Source organism: [Clostridium] hylemonae DSM 15053 (genome assembly GCF_008281175.1).
Classification (GTDB): Bacteria; Bacillota; Clostridia; order Lachnospirales; family Lachnospiraceae; genus Extibacter; species Extibacter hylemonae.
In genome coordinates this window covers 2,010,440-2,030,183 of the sequence record NZ_CP036524.1, presented here as the reverse complement: position 1 = coordinate 2,030,183, position 19,744 = coordinate 2,010,440, and the positions used below count along the sequence as shown (strand labels likewise).

Here is a 19,744-nt window from a genome sequence, read left to right as displayed (position 1 = left end):
AAGGGACAGCCCCCTGATAAGGAGAAGTCAGATGGAAAAGATGCTTAAAGTGGGAGTTATTACATCCACCCACGGTATCCGTGGAGAGGTGAAGGTATTTCCGACGACCGACGACCCGGGACGTTTCAAAGTGCTGAAGCAAGTGATATTGGACACAGGAAAAGACACACTGCAGCTTGAGATCGAGAATGTCAAATTCTTCAAACAGTTCGTCATTCTCAAGTTCAAGGGCATTGATAATATAAATGATGTAGAACGGTATAAAAGATGCGCGCTTCTTGTGGAACGGCAGGATGCCGTGCCGCTTGAGGACGGGGAATACTTTGTGGCAGACATGCTCGGCATGAAGGTTCAGACAGAGGACGGCGAACTGTTCGGCACGCTGGCGGATGTGATGGAGACAGGCGCCAACGACGTGTATGTCATCGCCAGCCCGGCTCACGGTGAAGTGCTCGTACCCGCGATCCGTGAATGTATTCAGAATATAGATATCGAACAGGGAATGATGACGATACACTTGATGGAGGGGCTTATATAATGCAGTTTTATATAATGACATTGTTTCCCGACATGGTGATGAACGGCCTCAGTACGAGCATTACCGGGCGGGCGATGGAAAAAGAACTGCTTCAGATAGAAGCGGTCAATATAAGAGACTATGCATTCAACAAACACAACAGTGTAGACGATTATCCGTACGGCGGGGGAGCAGGCATGCTCATGCAGGCGGAGCCGGTCTTCCAGGCATACAGCGCGATAAAGGAAAAGGCAGGCAGAACACCGAGGGTCGTATATATGTCGCCCCAGGGCAGGACCTTTGATCAGGAGATGGCGGAAGAATTCGCCAAGGAGGAAGAGTTGGTGCTGCTGTGCGGCCATTATGAAGGTATTGATGAACGGGTGCTGGAGGAGATCGTGACAGACTATGTATCCATCGGAGATTATGTGTTGACAGGGGGAGAACTCCCTGCGATGGTCGTTGTAGACACGGTTTCACGTCTCGTGCCGGGAGTTCTGCACAATGACGTGTCGGCAGAGTTTGACAGCTTTCAGGACAGCCTGCTTGAGTATCCGCAGTATTCGCGTCCGGAGATCTGGCATGGAAAACAGGTGCCGCCGGTGCTGCTGTCCGGCCATCATGCCAACGTAGAGAAGTGGAGACGGGAACAGTCCGTTATCCGCACGGCGAGAAACAGACCGGATCTGCTTGAAAAGGCAGAGCTTGACGAAAAAGAAAAAGAACTCGCCCGAGCCATTCTTGGATCAGAGTATAAAGACCACATACTATAAATTATATTAAGGAAAGGAGACAGAAAAAATGGGTATATTTGACGGAAAAACAGCTATAATAACGGGCGGAGGAAAGGCAAGATCGATCGGTTACGGTATTGCCGTAGCGTATGCCAAGGAGGGCGCGAATCTGGCGCTTACAGGAAGAAACGAACAGAAACTTCTGGATGCGAAAGAAGAACTGGAGCGTCTTTATGGGATCAAGGTACTGCCTCTGCAGGCAGATGTGACCCCGGATGAGAAATCGGAGGAAGTTGTGAAGGAGACCGTGCAGAAAGTAGTGGATACCTTCGGACGGATCGATGTGCTGATCAATAACGCTCAGGCGTCTGCTTCAGGGATCCCGTTGTCCATGCACATGAAGGATCACTTTGACCTTGGCATCTACTCAGGACTTTACGCGGTATTCTATTACATGAGGGCTTGTTATCCATATCTGAAGGAGACGCAGGGGTCTGTCATTAATTTTGCTTCCGGCGCGGGGCTGTTCGGAAATGCGGGACAGAGCTCTTACGCGGCGGCGAAAGAAGGCATCCGCGGAATTTCCCGGGTCGCGGCGACAGAGTGGGGAAAGGACAACATCAATGTCAATGTCGTGTGTCCTCTGGCAATGACGGCGCAGCTTGAGAACTTTAAGGAGGCTTATCCGGAAGCATATGAGAAAAATCTGAAAGCGGTTCCGATGGGACGGTTCGGGGATCCGGAAAAAGATATCGGCCGCGTATGCGTACATCTCGGTTCACCTGACTTAAAATATATGTCCGGTGAGACGCTGACGCTTGAAGGCGGCATGGGACAGCGCCCATAATATAAATAAATGCTTGCAAAACTTCACATAATATGATAAACTATAGCATGTTGTGAAGAAAAGAGATGGTCCTCTGATACAAATGTATTAAGAACGTCCAAGTAAACGAGGAGGTCACACATAATGAATGATATTATCAGAAATATTGAAGCTGGACAGCTGAAAGAAAACGCGCCTGTATTCAACGTAGGTGATACGGTTAAAGTCTACGGTAAGATCAAAGAGGGTAACCGAGAAAGAATCCAGGTATTTGAAGGAACTGTTCTTAAGAAACAGGGCGGCGGAGCAAGAGCTACGTTTACTGTAAGAAAGAATTCTAACGGGATCGGCGTAGAGAAGACATGGCCGCTGCATTCACCAAACGTTGAGCGGGTGGAAGTAGTAAGAAGAGGTAAAGTAAGAAGAGCAAAACTGAACTACCTGAGAGACCGCGTCGGCAAGAAAGCTAAAGTTAAAGAATTAGTAAAATAAGAACGTATACTTCTTGAACTTCTGATGTTCAAAAAGGTAAGAAGAGAGGACAAGTACATAATGTGTATTGTCCTCTTTCTGTTATTAGGGACAGGAGGTGTCTATAAGGCTTCGGCCTTTTGTACGGTATGAGAAGAAGAAGGAAAAGCCTTGGCTTTGCCAGGAAAAGAAGGAGGATCCACATCAACTGGGAGTATCTTCCTGTGATAGGCAAGTGGGTTTTTAAAATAGTGGTCGTCTGCCTTCTGGCCTTTGTCTACGTGTGGTATTTCGGACAGCGGGTCAGTACGATAGGAGATTCGATGAATCCGGTCCTCGAAAATGGGGACGTGGTGCTCGTAAACCGCATCGTCTACAACGCTACGAGCCCGAAGCGGGGAGATATCATAGCATTTAAGCCAAAGGGCAACGAAAACGCCCATTATTATATTAAGCGTATCGTGGGGCTGCCGGGTGAGACGGTGGAGATAATCGAGAACAGCGTTTATATAAACGGGAAAAAGATCGAGGAAGATTACAAAACGACGGACATCGACGACGTGGGAATTGCGTCAGAGAAGATCACGCTCGGCGGGGACGAATATTTTGTGCTCGGGGATAACCGGGAAAACAGTGAGGACAGCCGCAATGCGGACGTCGGTAATGTAAAGAGAAAATATATATACGGGGAAGTCTGGTTCACGATCTCCCCGCGAAAAAACATGGGATTTACGGGATAGGAGACAATATATGCATTTTCAATGGTATCCGGGTCATATGACAAAGGCAAAACGTATGATGCAGGAGAATATAAAACTGATAGATCTGGTGATCGAGCTTGTGGACGCACGGATCCCGCAAAGCAGCAGGAACCCGGATATAGACGAGCTTGGAAAGAACAAAGCGAGGCTTATACTTCTGAATAAGGCGGACCTGGCGGAAGAAAAGTGGAATGACGCCTGGGCTGAGTATTTCAGAAAAAAAGGATTTTCTGTCGTAAAAGTGAATTCAAAAAAAGGCGGCGGGATGAAATCCATTCACGGCGTGATCCAGGAAGCATGTAAGGAGAAGATAGAAAGAGACAGGAAGCGCGGCATACTGAACCGCCCTGTGCGCGCCATGGTGGTCGGCATTCCGAATGTCGGCAAATCTACATTCATCAATAGTCTGGCGGGGAAGTCCTGCACGAAAACGGGCAACAAACCGGGGGTTACGAAGGGAAAACAGTGGATACGCCTGAACAGGCAGGTGGAGCTTTTGGATACGCCGGGAATACTCTGGCCGAAGTTTGAGGACCAGCAGGTGGGGTTAAAACTCGCGTTTGTCGGCTCGATCAAAGATGAAGTCCTGCAGACAGAAGAGCTGGCGGCCGAGCTGATCCGTTTCATGCTGGATCATTATCCGGGCGTGCTCGGGAAAAAATATGCAGTCGAAGAAGATAACGATGTCTATGTCACTTTAAGCCGGATAGCGGAGAGCAGGCATTGTCTTGTGCGCGGAAATGAGCTGGACACAGAGAAGGCGGCGCTGCTTCTGACGGATGATTTCAGAAATGGAAAGCTGGGACGCCTGACACTGGAATATCCGCAGGAAGTATGATAAAATGCAGTGGTAAGCAATAAAAAGGGGGACATTATACATGTCAAGACGCAGAAAAAATGATGTGGGGGGAAGTGTATTGAGGGAGCTGGGCGGCTGGCTTCTTTACATACTTATTATCGTAGGTCTGACGTACCTGATCATTACCTTTGTGGGACAGCGCACGCGGGTCAGCGGCTATTCGATGGAACCGACTTTAAGTGACGGCGACAGTCTGATCGTAGATAAGATAAGCTATCGGTTCAGAGACCCGAAGAGATTCGATATCATCGTATTTCCTTATAAATATGAAAAGAACACTTACTATATCAAAAGGATCATCGGTCTGCCGGGTGAGACCGTGCAGGTGACCGACGGATATGTGTATATCAACGGACAGAAGCTGGAAAGCGACACGTACGGCGCGGAGCTGATGCAGGCGGAGGCAAGCCCGGTGACGCTCAGTGAAGATGAATATTTTGTGATGGGCGACAACAGAAACCACAGTTCAGACAGCAGAGACCCGAGCGTAGGAGTTATCAAGCGGAAGGATCTGATGGGAAGAGCCTTCCTGCGCGTATATCCGTTTGACAAGATAGGAGTGATCAAACATGAATAAGCGGGAAGAGGAGAAGCTCCGCAGGCAGGAGGAGAAGCTGCGAAAAGAAATAGAACGCACCGAACGCCTGAGCGTGTACGAGAAAGAATATGGTATGTACCGTTACATATGCGGTATAGATGAAGTGGGCAGGGGACCGCTTGCCGGGCCGGTAGTGGCAGGGGCGGTCATCCTGCCTAAAGACGATCCTGTCCTGTATCTGAATGACTCCAAAAAGCTGTCGGAAAAGAAGCGTGAGATGCTGTATGATGAGATCATGGAGAAAGCTGTGGCAACGGGAATCGGTATCGTAGGCCCGCAGAGGATCGATGAGATCAATATTCTGCAGGCGACGTACGAAGCCATGCGTATGGCGATCGCAGATCTCCCGGTACAGCCGGACATACTGCTCAACGATGCGGTGACGATTCCCGGGGTAGAGATCTTGCAGGTGCCGATCATCAAGGGAGATGCCAAAAGTGTGTCCATCGCGGCGGCCAGTATCATTGCCAAGGTGACAAGGGACAGACTTATGGTGGAATATGACAAAATACTGCCCGGCTATGATCTCGCGTCGAATAAGGGGTATGGCACGAAAGCTCACATCGCGGGGCTTAAGGAACATGGGCCTTCGCCGATACACAGGGCCACATTCATTAAAAACTTTGTATAAGAGGATCGGTGTCCGGGACTGAGAGGTGCAGATGACATACAATAAAAGAGCGGAGGGCAGCCGGTATGAGCAGACGGCAGGTGAATATCTGGAAGAACAGGGATATGAAATAATCTGCTTTAATTACCGCTGCCGGACAGGAGAGATCGACATCATAGCAAAAGACGGGGAATATCTCGTATTCTGTGAAGTTAAGTACAGAAGAGATGCATCGAAGGGGTATCCATCGGAGGCCGTGGATGCAAGGAAGCGGCAGGTGCTCGTAAAATGCGCCATGTATTACGTCACGGTAAACAAGCTGGCGGACGCGCCGTGCCGATTCGATGTGATAGCGATACTGGGCGGTGAGATAAGCCACATTAAAAATGCGTTTGAATGCTGAGGAGAACATATGAAGCTGGATATAAAATACAAGAATGAAGCACACATATTTGATATCAGAGAGAAGGAAGGAGTTCCGTATCTTGTGTACCCGCTGCTGGAGGATACCGGCGTGGTGAAGCATGGATTTTCCACACGGCTCGGGGGCGTGAGCACCGGGAACTGTGCCACGATGAACATAAGCACAACACGCGGAGACTCGCCGGAGGCAGTGGAGGAGAACCGCAGGCGCATCGCTTCGGCCATCGGAGTGAAGCCGGAAGACATGACATACACGCACCAGACACACACGACGAATGTGGCGGTCGTGAAGGAAGAGGACAGGGGCGCCCGTTTTATGGAAACGGACGGGATGGTGACAAATGTACCGGGCATATGCCTCGTCACATTCTATGCCGACTGTGTGCCGCTGTTTTTCGTCGATCCCGTACACCGGGCCATCGGACTTTCACATTCCGGATGGCGGGGTACAGTGGGACGTATCGGCAAGGTTACGGTGGAGAAGATGACGGAAAACTATGGCACTGATCCAAAAGATGTGATTGCTGCCGTCGGTCCCTCTATCTGTCAGGACTGTTATGAGGTGAGTGAAGATGTGATCTGCCGCTTCAGGGAAAATTTTCCTGAGGAATGCTGGCCGGATCTATTCTATAATAAGGGAGACGGAAAATATCAGCTCAATCTGTGGAAGGCCAATGAATATGTCTTTGCGGAGGCTGGTATCCGAAGGGAACATACAGCGGTAACAAATGTCTGCACACATTGTAATCCGGATATCCTGTTCTCTCACAGAACGACAGGAGAGAAACGGGGAAATTTAAGTGCGTTTCTTGCGCTTAAGTAAACGCAGGAGGAGTATCAGTTATGGGAACAAATGAAGTCACAGAGGTTACGCAGGAGGCGGTAGAAAACGCGAATGAGTTTGTCCGGTATTTTCAGGACCATATTCCGTCGCTGATCGGGTTTGGAATTAAAGTAGTCATAGCGCTCATCGCATTTCTGGTCGGACGGATTCTGATCAAATGGGTGAGAAAGTTAGTGAGGACATCTCTGGAGCGTTCAGAGGCGGACAAAGGTGTGGAACAGTTCGTGGATTCGGTGCTGAAGGCAGGCCTTTATATACTGCTCATCTTCACCATCGCGGCGAAACTGGGGGTGGATACCACTTCAGTGGCAGCGCTTGTGGCCTCCGGCGGTGTGGCGATCGGTCTGGCACTGCAGGGGAGCCTGTCAAACTTCGCCGGCGGCGTATTGATATTGCTTTTGAAGCCGTTTACGGTGGGAGACTATATTATAGAGGACTCCAACGGCAACGAAGGGACCGTGAAAGAGATCCAGATTTTTTATACGAAACTGAGCACGATAGACAATAAGACGATCGTCATACCGAACGGCATGCTGACAAACAACAGTCTTACCAACGCGACGGCCAAAGATGAGAGACGCCTTGACCTTAAGGTTGACATTTCATATCATGCGGACTTAAGGAAGGCAAAAGATATTATTGAAAATCTGCTGAAAAAGGATGACTGTATCCTGAAAGACGAAGAGATCGTTGTCTTTGTGGATGAGCTGGCGGCGAGCGCTGTCATCATCGGAGCCAGAGCGTGGGTGAAGAGCGAAGATTTCTGGCCTACAAAATGGCGGCTTCTGGAGGAGATCAAGCTGACGCTTGACGCCAGAGGTATTGAGATCCCGTACCAGCAGGTGACGGTACACATGTCACAGCAGGAGAAATAGCGGACGGACCGGCACGTATCGGTATGAAAGGAGTCATATGAATGCAGAATTTATAAACGTGACGGCGGAAAACGTTGACAAAGAACATTTATGCTGTATTATACGCAGCAGGAAGCCCCATCAGGGGATCGAAGCAAAGCGCCGGTGGCTCCGTGAGCGGCTTAAGGAGGGGCATGTCTTCAGAAAGCTGAACGAAAAAGCCGTGGTTTTTATTGAATATGCCCCTCTTGAGACAGCCTGGGTCCCCATAAATGGCGACGATTATTATTATCTGTACTGTCTCTGGGTATCCGGCGGCTACAAAGGAAAAGGATACGGGAAGGCGCTGATGGAGTATTGTATCGCTGATGCGAAGGAAAAAGGAAAGTCCGGCATTTGTATGCTCGGAGCAGAAAAGCAGAAAGCGTGGCTCTCTGACCAGTCCTTTGCAAAGAAGTCCGGGTTTAAGACTGTTGACATTGCGGGAAACGGATATGAACTGCTTGCTCTTTCTTTTGACGGGAAGGAGCCCCGGTTTGCTCCCAATGCGAAAAACGGGAGAATTGAGAGCAAAGAGCTGACGATCTATTACGATATGCAGTGTCCTTATGTCAGTCAGAATATAGAGAAGATAAGACGGTACTGTGAGACGAACGGTATTTTGGCATCTTTGATTCAGGTGGATACGCTGCAGAAAGCGAAAGAACTGCCCTGTGTTTTTAATAACTGGGCTGTATTTTATAAAGGGGTGTTTGAGACGGTGAATCTGCTGGATATCGCCGGTCTGGAAAGAATCCTCAGAAAATAGGATGATCCGTCTGAGACAAAAACAGCGCAAACCCTGCTGACACCAGGTTTGCGCTGTTTTGATATATAAGCTGGAAATCGGACTTGAACCGACGACCCCTTCATTACGAGTGAAGTGCTCTACCGACTGAGCTATTCCAGCGTGCTGACCGCTTGACCGCAGTCACAAATATTATTATAGCGTATTTGTCAGGTTTTGCAAGAACTTTTTGCAATTTTTTTTCAGAATATGCTAAAATATAGTATAGACTGTATATGAAAGCATATGAGATGAGGAATAAAGATGAAAAACAGAGTGATCTATCCCAGGCCGTTACGAAAAGGAGACCAGGTATGTGTGATCGATCCGGCCAATGCGTTTACGCAGGAGGGGGTCCGCAATGCGAGGGCCTTTCTGGAGGGCGAGGGATTTCATGTTGTCATATCGGAGGATATGGCATTTAAGAGAGGAACGGCCAGGGAGAGGGCAGAGCGGCTCAACGGTGTGCTGCGTGACGGCCGTAACAGGGCGGTGCTCTGTATGTGGGGCGGATACGGGACGATACCGCTGCTCGACAAGATCGACTATGAGGCGGTCAGAAAGAACCGTCCTGTGTTTTCCGGCTTCAGTGATATCACGGCTATACATACTGCCATACAGAAAGAAACAGGGCTTGTGACATTCCACGGCCCGGCGCTCTACAGTCCCAAACGCCCTGTGGAACCAAAGGCCCACCAGCTCTTTATAGAGATGGTGACCCGGCCCAAGAAGCGCAGGGAGTTGTCCAATCTGAACGGTGAGCCGTTTCGTGCGATCAAAGAAGGCGCCGCGCACGGAAGGCTGACAGGAGGAAATATGACGATGATCAGCCGGCTGATGGGAACACCTTTTGAGATAGATACAGCCGGTAAAATTATATTTCTGGAGGAAGTGGGGGAGAAGCCGTACCGTCTTCACGGCATGCTGTATCAGCTTAAACTGGGCGGTAAATTCAAGGATGCCGCCGGCATCATCGTCGGAGGGCTCACAGAATGTGACGATACCGGCAGACCCGGGAGCGGGGAAGAAGCCGTCCGCTCGGTACTTAAAGAGGTTGAGATACCTGTGGTCTGTAATGTGCGCGCAGGACACCTGTGCGACCCGCTGACGCTTCCGCTTGGCGCGGAAGTAAAAATGGAAGAAAACAGAGTGATCATAGCAGGGGATGTCACATAGACGTCTCTTGTTATTTATCATATTTTATGTTATAGTATGAATAATACTAATAACATAATTAAAAACTTTTTGCGGACAAGCGGGGAGGGGTTCTTGTGAAGTACATGCTGGAAACAGAATATGCATCAGTGAAGCTGAGAGACGATATATGGCCGGACTATGTGAAGCACTTTAAAAGCGGCACGACTGCCGCGTCCTACCGGGCGGATGTACAGGAATTTATGGAATTGTGCGGGAAAGATTTTCTTGACACGGGGGAGCAGGATGCGGAAAGATATTTTCAGTATCTCAAGAAAAAAATGAAAGAGAACAGTCTGGGAGCGCAGACGGTATCCAAAAAGATAAGAGAGCTTCATTCCTTTGCCGGATTTATAGAAAAACACAGGACGGCATATGGAATAAAGGAAGGATTTCATGACAGTTTTTCTCCTCTTTTGGGAGCGCTTAAGAGACAGGAAAGATTTGCCGGATCCATACCGGTAGAGCATGTAGACGCACTTTTTAAGGCGGCGGAGGGAAATCTGACGGCTTATACGATCTTTACCCTGCTGTACCGGGTATCTCTGTCGTCAACGGAGATCACGGCACTTCGCCCGGAGGATCTGACGGCCTACGACGATGGAGTCTATGCAGCCGCGGGAGACCGGAAAGAACCATGTTTTGTGCCGGGCGACGCGGTGGAAGTGCTGGAACGGTACATGGAAAAAAGAATGCCGGGAGAGTACCTGTTCTCCAACAGCCGCGGGAGGAAACTGAATGTAATGTATATAAGCCGGCTTATGAAGAAATATACGCTTATGGCCGGGATTCCGTGCTACAGCGCGCAGGCGCTGAAGAATTCATGCGCGTTTACGCTGTTCGCCTACGGGGCAGGGCCGCAAGAGACGGCAAAGCAGCTCGGGATCACAGTGACACAGATCAGGCGGTACAGCGGCAGGAGCTACCGGGAGAATATGATGCGGAAAGCCAATGAGCTTGTGAAGCTGAAAGTAGAGCCGCCCGGGGGCAGCTCTTCAGCATCTTAGGCCTCCTCTGCGATCTTCAGGATGAGCCGGCGGGTATCCTCCCAGCCAAGACACGGGTCGGTGATCGATTTCCCATATACACGGTTGCTGCCGATCGGCTGGCAGCCTTCCTCTATATAGCTTTCGATCATAACGCCTTTGATGAGCTTTTTCAGCTCAGAATTATAGGCGCGGCTGTGAAGCACTTCGCTGACGATCCGCAGCTGTTCCTTGAACTGTTTGTCGGAATTGGAGTGGTTCGTGTCAATGACGGCCGCTGGATTGTTAAGTTCGCGCTTCTGATACTGCGCAAGCAGCCGCATCAGATCTTCATAGTGGTAATTGGGGATGCATGTGCCGTATTTGTCTACGCCGCCCCGGAGTATTACGTGTGCGAGCGGATTGCCGTCCGTCGTCACATCCTGTCCGCGGTAGATGAAGTTGTGTGAGCTCTGGGCCGCGGTGACGGAGTTGAGCATGACGGAGAAGTCCCCGCTCGTAGGATTCTTCATACCGGCCGGTATATCCATGCCGCTGGCCGTCAGGCGGTGCTGCTGGTTCTCGACGGAACGTGCGCCGATGGCCTCGTAGGAGAGAATATCATCCAGATAACTGCGGTTTTCCGGATACAGCATCTCGTCCGCGGCAGTGAGGCCGCTTTCTTTTATGGCGCGTATGTGCATTCTGCGGATCGCGATGATGCCGGCCAAAAGGTCAGGGGCCTTGTCCGGCTCGGGCTGGTGGAGCATGCCTTTATATCCGGCGCCTGTTGTGCGCGGCTTGTTTGTATAGATTCTCGGGATCAGAACAAGTCTGTCGGATACGGAGTCATTCAGCTTTGCCAGCCGGCTGACATATTCGCACACGGAGTCTTCGTTGTCCGCGGAACACGGCCCAACGATCACCGCAAATTTGTCGGATGCACCTGTGAATATATCTCTTATCTCTCTGTCCCGTTTCTGCTTTAACGCGATAATATCGGCAGTCAGCGGCTCCTCGGATTTCAGGTCCGCGGGCAGAGGAAGTTCTTTGTTTACTGTCATTCCCATTAGATCACCTGCTTTCTGTATTTTACGGAATTGATTGTACCACAATTGGCGTGTTTTGTAAAAATATGTAGATACTTGCGATTGCTTTTACTATATTTTGACATTTGGATAAGCTATAATAGAGAAAAAGAAAATCGGTATAAGGGGTACATAAGGTATGAAGGAAAGCGAATTTAAAATTTGTACATGGATCCACCACACGGCGACATTTATCGGTCTGTCGGCAGGGATATGGGCGCTGGACAAAACGACAGGAAAGAAAAGGCAGAATGTGCTGAAAGAGACGGCACTTGTACTTTACATATTAAGCCAGGTGTGGGCGGCGGTCAAGATCGCGGTCTCTCTTCTGTCCGGCAGAGAGCGGATGAAAGACAGCTATGACAACATACAGAGCCTGTGTGAGGATAAACGGAAGGAACGGGGGCTTACGTGGACGCTCACAGCCGTCTCGGCCTGTGTGAAAATAGGAACACCATTGATGCTCAGATAGTTAGTTTTCCAGAAAAAGCAGTGTGTACAGGTGACAGGATACGCGTTATAATAGAGGCACAAAGGAGGAGTCACATGGAAGGATACAGGTGGAAAACTGCGGTAGTCACATTGAGCGATAAAGGATACCGCCGGGAGCGGGAGGATAAAAGCGCTCCTCTTATTCAGGAACTGCTGTCAGCAGAAGACTATGACGTTGCGGCAAAGATTCTTCTGCCGGATGAACAGGTTATGATCGAGCGGGAGCTGATCCGGCTTTGCGATGAGGAACATATGGATCTGATCCTTACGACAGGAGGAACCGGATTTGCGGAGCGCGACTGTACGCCGGAAGCTACACTTTGCGTGGCGGACAGGAATGCGCCCGGTATCGCCGATGCCATGCGTTATTTTTCCCTTCAGATCACGCCCCGAGCAATGCTCGGCCGCGGTGTGTCGGTCATCCGGGGGAAGACCTTGATCGTAAATCTTCCAGGAAGCCCGAAGGCTGTCAGGGAAAATCTGTCGTTTATACTGCCGTCGCTTGGGCACGGCCTTGGAATTCTTACTGGAAGAGAATCCGAATGCGCCGCATTGGCGCAGCGGCACGGAAAGGCGTAAAGATGCGGGATAAGTATGGACGTAACATAGATTATGTGAGAATCTCCGTGACGGACCGCTGCAATATGAGGTGTACTTACTGTATGCCGGAGGAAGGAGTTGCGGCCATACCGCACAGCGAGATCCTTACATATGATGAGATAAAGAGGCTCACGGGCATTTTTGCATCACTCGGAATTACAAAGGTGAAGCTGACCGGAGGCGAACCTCTTGTACGGAAAGGGATACCAGAGCTGATCGCGATGCTGAAAAGTATACCGGATATAGAGCAGGTGACACTTACGACGAACGGCACACTTTTAAAAGAGCACATGCCGGCGCTGGCCGATGCCGGTCTGGATGCGGTCAATATAAGTATTGACGCGCTGGATGAACGGCTGTATGAGCAGATCACAAGAAGGAACGGCCTGCGGGCCGCGCTCGGAGGACTGGCCGCCGCGCTTTCCTGTCCGCAGCTGAAGGTGAAAGTGAACTGCGTGCCGCTCGCCGGCGTCAATGACAGGGAATGGGTGCCGCTTGCGGGCATTGCCAGAGATAAGGAGGCAGATGTCAGATTTATCGAGATGATGCCGATCGGACTTGGACGAAAGCATGCCGGCAGGACGCAGGAGGAGATCCTGGAGGCGCTGAGAAAGGCGTATGGAGAAGAAAAGACCGTACAGGGATACCACGGCAACGGGCCCGGCGTGTATGTACGTTTTGAAGGGTTTAAGGGGCGTATCGGTTTCATAAGCGCTCTTTCACACAAGTTCTGCGGCGGATGCAACCGGGTGCGTCTCACATCCGCAGGGTACCTGAAACCGTGTCTCCAGTATGCCGGCGGGATGGATGTAAAAGCGCTGCTGCGGGGGCAGGTTCCGGACAGTGTACTGAGAGAACAGGTCAGACGTGCGGTGTACGGAAAGCCTGCCGGACATAGTTTTGACAGTCCGGTCACAGACGGCATGGAAGAGATGGAAATGTCCAGAATAGGAGGATGAGATGGGCAAAGTCATTGCAGTCTGCACGAGTCCCGAAAAGGGGACACAGAAGAAAAATGTGGGACGTGCAGAGTTTATTGAAGACTATGGAATAAAAGGAGACGCGCATGCAGGAAAATGGCACCGGCAGGTGAGCCTTCTGTCATACGGTAAGATCGAGGAGTTTTGCAGCCGGGGAGCCGTTGTGGGGAACGGGGCGTTTGGAGAAAATCTCGTCGTGGACGGCATTGAGCTTAGCGAACTTCCGGTCGGCACACGTTTCGCCTGTAATGATGTAATATTGGAATTGACACAGATCGGAAAGGAATGCCATCACGGCTGTGAAATATTTCAAAAGATGGGTGACTGCATCATGCCGAGAGAAGGCGTATTTTCAAAAGTCATCCGAGGCGGCTTCATTGAAGCCGGCGATGTTCTGGAGATAATAAAAGAATAATAACTGCGTTTTCTCTTCATACTATTGTGAAAGACAGATATGAGGAGGAATGGAAGCAGATGAATATGAATGAGATAGAATTAAAGCGTATTGACGGGACGGTGGAGTATATGGAGCAGTACATGGGAAAGATCCTTCTCGTCGTCAATACGGCAAGCAAATGCGGATTTACGCCGCAGTATGAAGAACTGGAGGCGCTGTACCGCAAATATCACGAGAAGGGATTTGAGATACTGGCGTTTCCGTGCAATCAGTTTAAGGAGCAGGAGCCGGGGGATGACAAGACGGTAGAAGCTTTCTGCAGAAGGAATTACGGAGTCAGCTTTCCCGTATTTTCCAAGACAGAGGTGAAGGGAGAGCACGCCCACCCGCTCTACCGTATACTGACGGAAAAGCAGGAGTTCAGAGGCTTTGACCGCGAACATCCGCTGAGCGGAAAGCTCCATGAGATACTCTCTGCCGACGATCCGGATTATGAGAACGACAACGACGTAAAATGGAACTTTACAAAGTTTCTCATCAACAGGGACGGTACGGTCGTAGACCGCTTTGAGCCGACCGCCGGCATGGATAAAGTGGAGCAGGCGGTAGAGCAGCTCTGCAGATAGTCATTTGATAAAGTTGAGAAAATTCCGGGAATAAATATTATCAAGTACCGGTTGCGGCAGTCCGAGTCCATGCATGACGGCGGGCTGCCTTTCTGCGACATAGTGCCCGTCGGATTCAAGAAGGTAGCCGCCGTCTGTCTCAAGATAATCACGGATCAGCTTAATGCGGGACCGGCATTCATCAAGATCAAGCGGTACGTTTTCTGATCTGATCAGCGCGCGTGCGCCTATATCGGTGCCATAGAGGATCCGCTCTTTGTATGTGAGGAAGAATTCTCTCGCTTTGGCGCCCTGCGCCGACAGATTGTAGTAGAGCTCAATGCCGGGAGTGACATCGATCCTCACCTCAGGGAAAGCATCGAGAATACAGGCAAGTCTTTCAAGCTGTTTTGAGAGGAAGAAAAAGTGAGGAAATAATATTCTGAGCCGGGGATGGCGATGAAGGACACACAGTATCTGACGGTACTGTTCCTCATTGCCGATAAAGGTCTCGTCATAGAACCATCCGGCTCTCTTTACATAGTCTGCCACATGTTCTGCGTCCCAGAATTCTTCCGGGTCATTGACGTGCATATAGACAGGGATCTGTTCGGTTTCCAGCCGCGCCCAATATGCCTCCCATACCGGACTGTCAAAGTCCGGGACGCAGAAGTTCTTTCTTACGTCCGGTTTCCCTTCCAGCATCTTGATGCCGGTGCAGCCCATATTCATAAGCCTTGTCACCTCGCTGTCAAGCTTTTCGGACAGCAGAGAGGTTTCGCTGCGGGCGGGGTCCGTATCATAGACAGAACGGTCAAGACCGCCGAAGATATATACAGGAACAGAGCACTGTGCCTGAAACGCAAAGGCATCTTCCTCCACCGGCAGTGTGCCTCCTTTTGGTATGCACTGCAGCGCCAGCGCTTCGAGATGTGCCTCGTGTATGAGCGTATTCAGCCGATCCTGTCCGACAGAAGCGGCGTAGTGGATATGCGCATCGATCATAAGAATTCCTCCTGTATGAACTGTTCCGACTGCCGGATAAACTTTGCCGGATCCAGCTCTTCGTTTCCGAGCGTCTGGTGGATAAATAGTCCGTCGGACAAAAGCAGAAGAAGCCAGGCACAGTAGTCTGCGGGGACCCGGTCTGTCCGTTCTCTGATTTTTTCGGAGATGACAGACGCGAATTCACTGTAGCGGTTCAGCAGTTTTTTACGTATGGCTTCATTCCCGAGCATTGCGTCATAAAACAAATGAAGTCTCATACCGGCAGTTGATATATCCCGCTCCAGTATATATTTCACGAGCCGGTGCATGGACGTGTCCTTGGAGGCGTCCCCGGTCCATTCAATGAGGTCATTGTACTGCCGGTCCAGGTATTTATCCGTGATGTCAAACAGTATATCGGTCTTCGTCTTATAGTGATAGTACAGAGTACCTTTTGAGATCCCGGCAAAGCGGGCGATCTCGGACAAAGAGATGTCGGACAGCTTTTTCGTCCGGAGCAGTTCTTCCGTAGCTTCTATTATCAGGTCTTTTACATTTTCTTTTCTAGGTGCAGCCATATAATATCCCCTTATGATTTAGTATATATCCAGTGTACCGCCGGTTTTGCGTAAAGTCAATTTCTGAATGCGTTCAAATTAAAGTGCTTTCTGATTGACAATTAAAAACTGCTTTGCTACTATGAAAATAAGAAGTCGGTCGCGCGGACGACTGTCGGGAAAGAAGTGATCATAATGGGAAGAAAGGAACTGGAAAAAAAGCTGAATAAAAAGCTGCACAAACATTACGGGACGGCAGTCCGGGCCGGTATAGAAGAGGATATCATCCGTGTGACGGGGACGCTTTCCAACTGGCAGGATATTGTGGATGCCTGCAGTATGTGTGTACAGAAAGGGACGAAGATGCATGTGGTCAACGACATTGTCCTGGAAGGTGTGACAATGCCGCGTATGAGAACGCCGGTCCAAAGTGACGGAGCTCTCGAGGGAAGAAGGCCGGATGTGCTCATCATCGGTGGCGGGATATCGGGAGCCAGCATCGCCAGAGAGCTGACGAAGTGGAAGCTGGATATTCTGCTTGTCGAAAAGGAAGCAGACCTTGCGGTGCAGGCTTCCGGCAGAAATGACGGGGAGGTGCACCCGGGAGTGGATCTGGGCAGGGGGACACGAAAGCAGTATTATGTGCTTCGCGGCAACAAAATGTACGGGAAGATCTGCAGAGAACTCGACGTACCCTTTGAACGGTGCGGCCAGTATGTGGGGTTCACCCACTGGTGGATGTACCCGGCGGTACTTGCCTATGTATGGCACAGGAAGCATATATGCAAAGTTACGGATACGGTTCTTTTAAGCAGGAAAGAGCTGCGCAGAAAAGAAAAAGAACTGAACCCGGATATCTGCTTTGCCATATATAATCCAAGTGCAGGCTGTGTATGTCCCTACGGCCTCACGATAGCCTACGGTGAGAATGCAGTAGAAAACGGGGCAGAGATAAGCCTTGATACAGCGGTTCTCGGTATGGAGACGGAAGATGGCATGATAAAGAGCGTACGTACGAACCGGGGACGCATATATCCGTCCATTGTCGTCAATGCGGCCGGTACATTCGCGGAGGATATCGCGGCTATGGCGGGCGACCGGTTTTATTCCATCCATCCGCGCAAGGGAACAAATTCCATACTCGATAAGAAGGCAGGCCATATAGTAAGAGGAATCGCGTCTGTCAAGACCTTAAGGCAGGAGACGGCCCACACGAAGGGCGGGGGCATCCTCCATACGGTGCACGGCAACCTGCTCGTAGGTCCGAATGCGCAGGAGACATATGAAAAGGAGAACTTTGCCACAATTCAGGAAAGCATTGACGCAGTGTTTGCCAAACAGAAGATGACGGCGGAAGGGCTTGACAAAAAGGATATTATTACATATTTTACGGGAGTCCGCCCGGCCACATTTGAGGAGGATTTTATCATAGAGAAAGGGCGGCGGGCAAAGAATCTGATCCACTGTGCCGGGATACAGTCTCCGGGGCTTACGACGGCTCCGGCGGTCGCGCTTGACGTAGAGGAGATGGCCGTAACAGAACTCCGAAGTAAAAGGACCATCCTGCGGAATGAAAATTTTAATCCGGTCCGCAGGGGAGTGCCGGTGCTTAAAAATATGCCGAAGGAAGAACGGGACAAAATGATACAGGAGAATCCTGACTACGGGATCATCGTGTGCCGTTGTGAGGAGATCAGCAAAGGAGAGATAGTGGATGCGCTTAAGGCTCCGATAGTGGTGCCCACTTTGGACGGGATAAAGAAGAGACTGCGGCCGGGGATGGGACGCTGTCAGGGAGGGTTCTGCATGCCGCTTGTGGTGGATATCATAAGTGAATATATGCACATACCTCCGGGGGAAGTAAAGAAGGCAGGCGCAGGTTCAGTCATAACGTATGGCAGGACGAAGGGCAAAGGAGGCGGCAGCGATGAAGAGTGCATATGATGTGACGGTGATCGGCGGAGGACCCGCAGGGCTCGCCGCGGCGCTGAAAGCGGACGAAGAGGGGGCAGATGTGCTTCTCATTGAGCGGGAGGCCAGGCTGGGGGGAATACTCAAGCAGTGTATTCACGACGGATTCGGACTGCTCCGGTTCGGGGAGAGACTGACCGGGCCGGAATATGTAGAGCGGTTTATGGAAGTGTTCAAATGCAGGCAGATCGCATGTGAGCTGCAGACCTTTGTCACTTCCATCGATAAGGAGGCTGGCCGTTTTCTCATTACGGCGGTCAATGCGCACGGCGTCTCGGAATATACGACAAAGTCACTTGTGCTTGCGACGGGCTGCCGGGAGCGGACGGCGCGCCAGGCAGCGATCCACGGTACAAGGCCATCCGGCATATTTACAGCGGGTACGGCCCAGCATCTTGTCAATCTGTCGGGGCTGATGCCTGCAAAGAAGTGTGTCATTCTGGGAAGCGGCGATATCGGTCTGATCATGGCCCGGCGCCTTACACTGGAGGGGGCAAAAGTCGCGGGCGTCTATGAAGTGAAGCCGGAGCCCTCGGGACTTACAAGAAATATCGCGCAGTGCCTGGAAGATTATGACATACCTCTGTATCTGTCCCGCACGGTTACAAGGGTCTTCGGGGACGACCGGGTTCAGGCGGTGGAAGTCATGCAGGTGGACGGCGGGATGCGGCCGGTGCATGGGACGGAGGAACTCATAGAGTGCGATACGCTCATACTCTCCGTGGGTCTTATACCGGAGAATGAGATCGCGGAATCTCTCGGAGTTCCCATCTGTCCGGGAACACGGGGGCCGGTCTGTGATTCGCACTTTATGACGGGCGTGCCGGGGATATTTTCATGCGGGAATGCGCTCCATGTCAATGACCTGGTCGACCATGTGTCGGAAAGCGGGGAACTTGCAGGCGCTGCCGCTGCTCATTACCGTCAGGGGGCGGCAGGAGGAACTTTTGTGGAGCTTATTCCGGACAGGACGATCCAGTATATTGTGCCGCAGAAGCTGGATATACAGACCGAAGGGGCGGCGGTCCTCTATTTCAGAAGCCGGGAGACCGTAAAGGACGGCACATTTGTCATCGAAGCAGACGGGAAGGAAATCTTTACAAAGCATTACCGTAACCTGAGACCGCCGGAGATGGAACGGCTCGCAGCCGATCTCAGTAAACTGGGGATCGGGCGGGAATCAAAGGTCACGGTACATATACGGCAGGAAGGGGCGGTAAGATGAAGGAACTGACTTGTATCGTATGTCCGAATGGATGTGTGCTTCATGTGGAGGGGGAACCGGGCAGCTTCAAAGTGACGGGGAACCAATGTAAAAGAGGTGCGGATTTCGCGGCGGCGGAGATGACCCATCCGGTGAGGAGTGTCTGCTCAACCGCTGCAACGGTATTTCCGGATGTTCCGGTCATTCCGGTGAGGGTGTCAAAGGAGATACCAAAAGAACGGATCTTCGATGTTATGGAGGAGATCAATAAGATCGTTGTGTCAGAAAGAGTAAAAAGAGGAACTGTTTTGATCAAAGATGTGCTTGGCCTTGGAGCAGATGTTATCGCGACGAGCAGTATCCTGTCAGAGCAGGAGTAAA

The 19,744-nt window shown here is 50.8% G+C and carries 25 protein-coding genes and 1 tRNA gene; 22 read left to right on the top strand and 4 right to left on the bottom strand.

Going from position 1 to position 19,744, the window contains the following annotated elements:
- The first annotated feature begins 31 nt into the window (after positions 1-31).
- The 12 genes from rimM (at position 32) to LAJLEIBI_RS09295 (ending at position 8,305) form a co-directional block, all read left to right on the top strand.
- Complete coding sequence (gene rimM, locus LAJLEIBI_RS09350; RefSeq protein WP_006441570.1) at positions 32-538, top strand: ribosome maturation factor RimM; 507 nt, start codon at positions 32-34, stop codon at positions 536-538.
- Entirely contained in the window at positions 538-1,290 is a 753-nt protein-coding gene (gene trmD / locus LAJLEIBI_RS09345) for a tRNA (guanosine(37)-N1)-methyltransferase TrmD (RefSeq protein ID WP_006441569.1), read from the top strand. The genes rimM and trmD overlap by 1 nt, the downstream gene beginning before the upstream one ends.
- Positions 1,291-1,318: 28 nt before the next feature.
- A complete protein-coding gene (locus tag LAJLEIBI_RS09340) occupies positions 1,319-2,098 on the top strand; it encodes an SDR family NAD(P)-dependent oxidoreductase (RefSeq protein WP_006441568.1) in 780 nt (259 codons plus the stop codon).
- A 123-nt stretch (positions 2,099-2,221) separates the two neighbouring features.
- Complete coding sequence (gene rplS, locus LAJLEIBI_RS09335; RefSeq protein ID WP_138263992.1) at positions 2,222-2,569, top strand: 50S ribosomal protein L19; 348 nt, start codon at positions 2,222-2,224, stop codon at positions 2,567-2,569.
- A 128-nt stretch (positions 2,570-2,697) separates the two neighbouring features.
- Entirely contained in the window at positions 2,698-3,288 is a 591-nt protein-coding gene (lepB, locus tag LAJLEIBI_RS09330; RefSeq protein ID WP_006441565.1) for a signal peptidase I, read from the top strand.
- 10 nt (positions 3,289-3,298) lie between these two features.
- Positions 3,299-4,147 carry a ribosome biogenesis GTPase YlqF gene (gene ylqF, locus LAJLEIBI_RS09325; RefSeq protein ID WP_006441563.1) on the top strand — a complete coding sequence of 283 codons (849 nt, stop codon included), beginning with the start codon at positions 3,299-3,301 and terminating at the stop codon, positions 4,145-4,147.
- Positions 4,148-4,187: 40 nt separating this feature from the next.
- Positions 4,188-4,745 carry a signal peptidase I gene (lepB, locus tag LAJLEIBI_RS09320; RefSeq protein WP_006441562.1) on the top strand — a complete coding sequence of 186 codons (558 nt, stop codon included), beginning with the start codon at positions 4,188-4,190 and terminating at the stop codon, positions 4,743-4,745.
- Positions 4,738-5,397, top strand: coding sequence for a ribonuclease HII (locus tag LAJLEIBI_RS09315; RefSeq protein ID WP_006441561.1), 660 nt, complete (start codon positions 4,738-4,740; stop codon positions 5,395-5,397). Before lepB (LAJLEIBI_RS09320) ends, LAJLEIBI_RS09315 begins: the two co-directional genes overlap by 8 nt.
- A 31-nt stretch (positions 5,398-5,428) precedes the next feature.
- Positions 5,429-5,779 carry a YraN family protein gene (locus LAJLEIBI_RS09310; RefSeq protein WP_006441560.1) on the top strand — a complete coding sequence of 117 codons (351 nt, stop codon included), beginning with the start codon at positions 5,429-5,431 and terminating at the stop codon, positions 5,777-5,779.
- A gap of 9 nt (positions 5,780-5,788) precedes the next feature.
- A complete protein-coding gene (pgeF, locus tag LAJLEIBI_RS09305; RefSeq protein WP_006441559.1) occupies positions 5,789-6,622 on the top strand; it encodes a peptidoglycan editing factor PgeF in 834 nt (277 codons plus the stop codon).
- A gap of 20 nt (positions 6,623-6,642) precedes the next feature.
- A complete protein-coding gene (locus tag LAJLEIBI_RS09300; protein ID WP_006441558.1) occupies positions 6,643-7,518 on the top strand; it encodes a mechanosensitive ion channel family protein in 876 nt (291 codons plus the stop codon).
- Positions 7,519-7,555: 37 nt separating this feature from the next.
- Positions 7,556-8,305: a GNAT family N-acetyltransferase gene (locus LAJLEIBI_RS09295; protein ID WP_006441557.1), complete on the top strand. Its 750-nt coding sequence runs from the start codon at positions 7,556-7,558 to the stop codon at positions 8,303-8,305.
- 68 nt (positions 8,306-8,373) lie between these two features.
- Here the strand turns inward: LAJLEIBI_RS09295 and LAJLEIBI_RS09290 are convergent.
- Positions 8,374-8,446 (bottom strand) — tRNA-Thr (locus tag LAJLEIBI_RS09290).
- A gap of 141 nt (positions 8,447-8,587) precedes the next feature.
- Between LAJLEIBI_RS09290 and LAJLEIBI_RS09285 the strand changes: the two genes are divergently transcribed.
- Together LAJLEIBI_RS09285 and LAJLEIBI_RS09280 are read left to right on the top strand one after the other, a co-directional pair.
- On the top strand, positions 8,588-9,499 hold the full coding sequence (locus tag LAJLEIBI_RS09285; protein ID WP_006441556.1) for a S66 peptidase family protein: 912 nt from the start codon (positions 8,588-8,590) through the stop codon (positions 9,497-9,499).
- A gap of 104 nt (positions 9,500-9,603) precedes the next feature.
- The gene (locus LAJLEIBI_RS09280) at positions 9,604-10,524 is read left to right on the top strand and encodes a tyrosine-type recombinase/integrase (protein ID WP_006441555.1); all 921 of its coding nucleotides are present in this window, start codon (positions 9,604-9,606) and stop codon (positions 10,522-10,524) included.
- Here LAJLEIBI_RS09280 and LAJLEIBI_RS09275 read toward each other — a convergent pair.
- Positions 10,521-11,552 carry a 3-deoxy-7-phosphoheptulonate synthase gene (locus LAJLEIBI_RS09275; RefSeq protein WP_040434601.1) on the bottom strand — a complete coding sequence of 344 codons (1,032 nt, stop codon included), beginning with the start codon at positions 11,550-11,552 and terminating at the stop codon, positions 10,521-10,523. The two genes, LAJLEIBI_RS09280 and LAJLEIBI_RS09275, sit on opposite strands and share 4 nt — an antisense overlap.
- Before the next feature lie 157 nt (positions 11,553-11,709).
- On the opposite strand from LAJLEIBI_RS09275, the gene LAJLEIBI_RS09270 reads away from it, so the two are divergent.
- The 5 genes from LAJLEIBI_RS09270 to LAJLEIBI_RS09250 all read left to right on the top strand — a co-directional run bounded on the left by LAJLEIBI_RS09270 (position 11,710) and on the right by LAJLEIBI_RS09250 (position 14,665).
- On the top strand, positions 11,710-12,042 hold the full coding sequence (locus LAJLEIBI_RS09270) for a hypothetical protein (protein ID WP_006441553.1): 333 nt from the start codon (positions 11,710-11,712) through the stop codon (positions 12,040-12,042).
- A gap of 74 nt (positions 12,043-12,116) precedes the next feature.
- Positions 12,117-12,641 carry a MogA/MoaB family molybdenum cofactor biosynthesis protein gene (locus tag LAJLEIBI_RS09265; protein WP_006441552.1) on the top strand — a complete coding sequence of 175 codons (525 nt, stop codon included), beginning with the start codon at positions 12,117-12,119 and terminating at the stop codon, positions 12,639-12,641.
- A 2-nt stretch (positions 12,642-12,643) separates the two neighbouring features.
- Positions 12,644-13,621, top strand: coding sequence for a GTP 3',8-cyclase MoaA (moaA, locus tag LAJLEIBI_RS09260; protein ID WP_040435283.1), 978 nt, complete (start codon positions 12,644-12,646; stop codon positions 13,619-13,621).
- Position 13,622: 1 nt separating this feature from the next.
- Positions 13,623-14,057 (top strand): MOSC domain-containing protein, encoded by a 435-nt coding sequence (locus tag LAJLEIBI_RS09255; protein ID WP_006441550.1) that lies wholly within the window; start codon positions 13,623-13,625, stop codon positions 14,055-14,057.
- 26 nt (positions 14,058-14,083) lie between these two features.
- On the top strand, positions 14,084-14,665 hold the full coding sequence (locus LAJLEIBI_RS09250) for a glutathione peroxidase (protein ID WP_334296302.1): 582 nt from the start codon (positions 14,084-14,086) through the stop codon (positions 14,663-14,665).
- On the opposite strand, the gene LAJLEIBI_RS09245 is transcribed toward LAJLEIBI_RS09250, so the two are convergent.
- Together LAJLEIBI_RS09245 and LAJLEIBI_RS09240 are read right to left on the bottom strand one after the other, a co-directional pair.
- Positions 14,666-15,649, bottom strand: a complete 984-nt coding sequence (locus LAJLEIBI_RS09245) for an amidohydrolase family protein (protein WP_006441548.1) — start codon at positions 15,647-15,649, stop codon at positions 14,666-14,668.
- A complete protein-coding gene (locus LAJLEIBI_RS09240; protein ID WP_006441547.1) occupies positions 15,646-16,209 on the bottom strand; it encodes a TetR/AcrR family transcriptional regulator in 564 nt (187 codons plus the stop codon). Before LAJLEIBI_RS09240 ends, LAJLEIBI_RS09245 begins: the two co-directional genes overlap by 4 nt.
- A gap of 174 nt (positions 16,210-16,383) precedes the next feature.
- Between LAJLEIBI_RS09240 and LAJLEIBI_RS09235 the strand changes: the two genes are divergently transcribed.
- From LAJLEIBI_RS09235 to LAJLEIBI_RS09225, 3 genes are read left to right on the top strand one after another with little or no spacing between them, the layout of a single operon-like run.
- Complete coding sequence (locus LAJLEIBI_RS09235) at positions 16,384-18,132, top strand: NAD(P)/FAD-dependent oxidoreductase (protein ID WP_006441546.1); 1,749 nt, start codon at positions 16,384-16,386, stop codon at positions 18,130-18,132.
- Positions 18,116-19,384 (top strand): NAD(P)/FAD-dependent oxidoreductase, encoded by a 1,269-nt coding sequence (locus LAJLEIBI_RS09230; protein WP_006441545.1) that lies wholly within the window; start codon positions 18,116-18,118, stop codon positions 19,382-19,384. The genes LAJLEIBI_RS09235 and LAJLEIBI_RS09230 overlap by 17 nt, the downstream gene beginning before the upstream one ends.
- A complete protein-coding gene (locus tag LAJLEIBI_RS09225) occupies positions 19,381-19,743 on the top strand; it encodes a DUF1667 domain-containing protein (RefSeq protein ID WP_006441544.1) in 363 nt (120 codons plus the stop codon). Before LAJLEIBI_RS09230 ends, LAJLEIBI_RS09225 begins: the two co-directional genes overlap by 4 nt.
- Position 19,744 lies beyond the last annotated feature (1 nt).